This window comes from Nostoc sp. CHAB 5715 (assembly GCF_020829685.1).
Classification (GTDB): Bacteria; Cyanobacteriota; Cyanobacteriia; order Cyanobacteriales; family Nostocaceae; genus Nostoc.
In genome coordinates this window covers 1-3,902 of record NZ_JAIVFR010000736.1, presented here as the reverse complement: position 1 = coordinate 3,902, position 3,902 = coordinate 1, and the positions used below count along the sequence as shown (strand labels likewise).

The following is a 3,902-nucleotide window of genomic DNA, read 5'->3' as shown; positions in this document are numbered from 1 at the left end:
TTATAGCTAAAGTCTACTAAAGTAGACTAAAAATTTTTCGGATTATTTAGTCATCAAAAGATGACTTTCGCTATTAGCAAGGAACTTCAGTTCCTTGCGGGACATGGCTTTTACGTTAAGTTGACACATATGAGCAATGCGCTTTACCCCTACGACAGATGTGGTTCAAATATATGAAAACTGCTATAAATCCGTATTCCTAAACAGCCTTTATTCTTTGCAAACCAGTGTAAATATTAAACCGTTCTCCGCGCAGGAATCCAATCAAGGTAATTCCGAATTCCTTGGCGACAGACACCGCCAAACTACTGGGAGCGGAAACAGAACAGACAATGGGAACTCCAGCAGTTGTAGATTTTTGCAAAATCTCAAAACTAGAGCGTCCGCTTACTAAAACAATACAATTATTTAAAGGCAACTCGTTACTGAGCAAAGCTGTACCAATCAATTTATCCAAAGCATTGTGTCGCCCAACATCTTCGCGCAGGTTTAACAGTTGTCCTTGAGCATTGAAGGTAGCCGCAGCGTGCAAACCCCCTGTAGCTGTGAAGATGCCTTGAGCAGCCCGGAGTTTATCAGGTAGGCTGTAAATGATCTCAGGTGTTACTGTTGGGCCAGAAGGAATCACTGGACATCCCCGCAGACGCAAAGCTTCAAGGCTAGCTTTACCACACACCCCACAGGCGCTACTAGTGTAGAAATGACGCTCCAAAGGCTGTAAGTCTGGAATCAAACCATCCCGCAGTTCTACATTTACGATGTTATGGCGCTGCTCACCATCTACCAATTCATCCACACAGTAACTGATACGTCGGATATCTTCTCTGTGGCTAACGACTCCTTCACTGTAAAGGAAACCAGCAGCTAGTTGAAAATCTGCCCCTGGTGTCCGCATAGTTATAGCTACCGTCTTCTGGAAAGGGGCAAGGCGAATTTCTAAAGGTTCTTCGGTGGTAAGTTGGTCTAAACGCGATCGCATTTTACCATTTTCCACTACCCAAACAGTGGCTTTGGTCTTGCTTTTAGTTGGCATTTTCATATTTATGAGAATTGGTGAATTTAAATTTTGATACTAATCTGGCAACAAAGTAATGCTATAGGATTCCGGCTTTAATTTTGAAAAAATTAGGTATTGTAGGGTGTGTTAGACGGAACGTCGTAACGCACCAAATTCTGGTTCTTCAGTATTCTTAAAAGAATTAACAAAAATCAGCAAACATTAGTTATGGTAGACCTAAAACAAGTAATAATCAGATAACTAGCGGTACTACCCAGCAAACCTGAGCCAGATTCTTCCTACAGAAAAACTATGAAAGCTGAAGCAGAAAACCATCGCAGGCTGACTTGTGAAGTAGAAACTACCCTAAAGGTGATTGGCGGACGCTGGAAAGTTTTGATTATTAGAGAATTAATGACTGGGGTAAAACGCTTTGGTGAGTTGCAACGAGCTTTACCTGGAGTTACGCAAAAGATGCTAACCCAGCAACTCAGAGAAATGGAGGTAGACGGTATTATTCATCGAGAAGTTTATGCCCAAATTCCACCCAAAGTAGAATATTCTCTAACGCCTTTAGGAGAAACTTTACAACCAATTCTCTATGCTATGCATGAATGGGCTGTTCAACATTTAGCTCGAACAAATCACCATTAATATTGATTATAGGTGAATTGCACTATTCTCTTTTCGCGATCAGATTACCTTGCCTCTACTAAACTTGTTAAGATTTGATTTTGGATCATGTCCACAACTTCTTTAAGCGTTTTTTGAGAAGTATTTATAATCGGAATATTTTTTAACTGTGCTTGTTGGTGTAGAAATTTAGCCCAGTTTTGCATATTACTGTTAACTAACTCTGGTTGTTGTCGATTGTTAATTAAGCGATCGCGCATTATTTTCCAATCACAATCAATCAAAACGATAGCGTATCTTGTGATACCAAATTTTCGGCAAGCGTCTTCAATAAAATTCAAGCGAACTTGCCCTTCTATAATTACCGTGTCTGTTGAGTGATAATTATTGGTAATTTTTTCAATCCATTTGTGGGTTGTTATTTCCTGCCATCTCTCTACTGAACCTGCGTACTCAATCATCTCAGTTAAAGACGGAATATCTATAGAATCAAAGTGCAAAAAAAAGTGAGATGCACTTATATTTTGGGATCGAAGGGCATTGACGATTGTTGTCTTCCCAACCCCAGATGCACCGGATAAAAAAAGAATGTTTGGGCGATCAAGCGGCATGATTCTTTCTTGCATAAAAATCATGTCGTTTGGATTAAGGATTGTTTATGCATTGATCTGGTTTTATATAAACATAAAAATCGCGGTGTATTTATTTTGAGTTTATAAGAAGAATTCAGAACTCAGGAGTCAGAATTCAGTATGAATTCTGTACGAGTGGGTAATGAATATTGGTTAAAACCTCGCCCGAGGTTAAGCGAAACTAGTATTAAATATTCAATAATAATTAAAACTCTATCCCTTTATGGGTAGAGTATTCTGAATTCTGAATTCTGTATTCTGACTCCTTTTTATTCATTGCTTCTTAAATATTCAATCGCTGCCTCTAATTTTGAAGGGTAACTTTCAGCAAACCTTTCAAACCAAAGTCCTTCAGACGAAAGTGGATCTACTTTGGCTAACCATTCTTTTGCTTCCACTTTCAAAGCCTCTAGTTGTTTGGCTTTGAGTTGTTCTTGTCGAATTCGTTCCTGTTCTAGTTCTTGCTGTCTTTTTAACTCAATAGCAGCATCCTCTTGGGCAAAATCAGCCTTAACTTCTGCTAAAAGGTTATCCACGAAAGATGCCGACTTTGGCGATGATGGAATAAACGATTTGGCTGTGGCTAATTTTGACTGCTGTTCTGGTTGTACTTCTTTGTATTCGGTTTGGAGTTCAGCCAATAGCTTATCAATGGAATCCATTTTGGCAATTCCTAATAAAAAATAATATGGCTAGTCATTAATGGCATTGAGTAGCACTTCCGATAGACTCATATCTTCCATATCTTCCATAGTAATGGTGTCACAGATATCAAACTTAGCACCAGCACTTTGGAGCTCATCGTCTAAGACTTTCAGAAAACGAGTAGCTTGTGGATCTGTGCCGACTTGAATGAAGGAAATAGCTAATTCTTCATCTTGATCTATGTTACGAGAAGCTTCAATAATTACCTTCATTACTGCTTTGCGATCGTCTGGTTCACCATCCGTAACCACTAAAATTGTTTCACCATTTGGCTTGGTTTGACCGGCTGCTTTGCGTTGAAGGTAATCATCAGTTGCATGTTTTAACACACCTGCTAAGTCAGTTGTCCCAGAGGGGTCATTTTCTTGAAAAATTTGCGCTACCTTGCTGGATGTCACATTTTCATATCGCTTAAATTTACCAGAAAATACATAAATAGTGATGCCGTCTGGGTCAAATTGCTCACACTTACTAGCTAAAGCTAAAGTAGATTCCTGTGCTGCAACCCATCTAGTTCTACCACCCTTTTGATCTTTGGTTGCCATGCTGCCGCTTTTGTCGATAATCAAAGTATAATCACGATTTTCTAGCATTATTTAATTCTCCAATTAAGAGTCAATCAATTTTGGATTTTGGATTTTAGATTAACCGTTAACCTAAAAATAGGGGATTGGGAAATAAGTTTGGAATTTGAGATTTTTCCATAGTTGAAACTAGTCGCTCTGAAAGTAGATTTAAATTTTGAATACTTCAATCCAAAATTTAAAATCTAAAATTGGTTACTGGACTATGGGCGATCAACACATCAGTCAGTTATTGCGTTCGTCAATACATCTACAAGACTCATTTCTTCTAAGTCGTCTAAAGTAACCGTGTCACAAATATCAAATTTAGCACCGACACCTTGCAACTGGTCATCCAAAGCTTTGAGGAAC

General features: G+C 38.7%; 5 protein-coding genes. 1 reads left to right on the top strand and 4 read right to left on the bottom strand.

The window, feature by feature from the left end:
- Positions 1 to 199: 199 nt before the first annotated feature.
- Complete coding sequence (gene fdhD, locus LC574_RS30220; RefSeq protein ID WP_229457294.1) at positions 200 to 1,039, bottom strand: formate dehydrogenase accessory sulfurtransferase FdhD; 840 nt, start codon at positions 1,037 to 1,039, stop codon at positions 200 to 202.
- Positions 1,040 to 1,309: 270 nt separating this feature from the next.
- Here fdhD and LC574_RS30215 point away from each other — a divergent pair, with 270 nt between their 5' ends.
- Positions 1,310 to 1,651 carry a helix-turn-helix domain-containing protein gene (locus LC574_RS30215; protein ID WP_229457293.1) on the top strand — a complete coding sequence of 114 codons (342 nt, stop codon included), beginning with the start codon at positions 1,310 to 1,312 and terminating at the stop codon, positions 1,649 to 1,651.
- 44 nt (positions 1,652 to 1,695) lie between these two features.
- On the opposite strand, the gene LC574_RS30210 is transcribed toward LC574_RS30215, so the two are convergent.
- The 3 genes from LC574_RS30210 to LC574_RS30200 form a co-directional block, all read right to left on the bottom strand.
- Positions 1,696 to 2,256 (bottom strand): AAA family ATPase, encoded by a 561-nt coding sequence (locus LC574_RS30210; protein ID WP_229457292.1) that lies wholly within the window; start codon positions 2,254 to 2,256, stop codon positions 1,696 to 1,698.
- Positions 2,257 to 2,531: 275 nt separating this feature from the next.
- Positions 2,532 to 2,924 (bottom strand): hypothetical protein, encoded by a 393-nt coding sequence (locus LC574_RS30205; RefSeq protein WP_229457291.1) that lies wholly within the window; start codon positions 2,922 to 2,924, stop codon positions 2,532 to 2,534.
- 30 nt (positions 2,925 to 2,954) lie between these two features.
- Complete coding sequence (locus LC574_RS30200; RefSeq protein WP_229457290.1) at positions 2,955 to 3,560, bottom strand: VWA domain-containing protein; 606 nt, start codon at positions 3,558 to 3,560, stop codon at positions 2,955 to 2,957.
- Between the last annotated feature and the right edge of the window lie 342 nt (positions 3,561 to 3,902).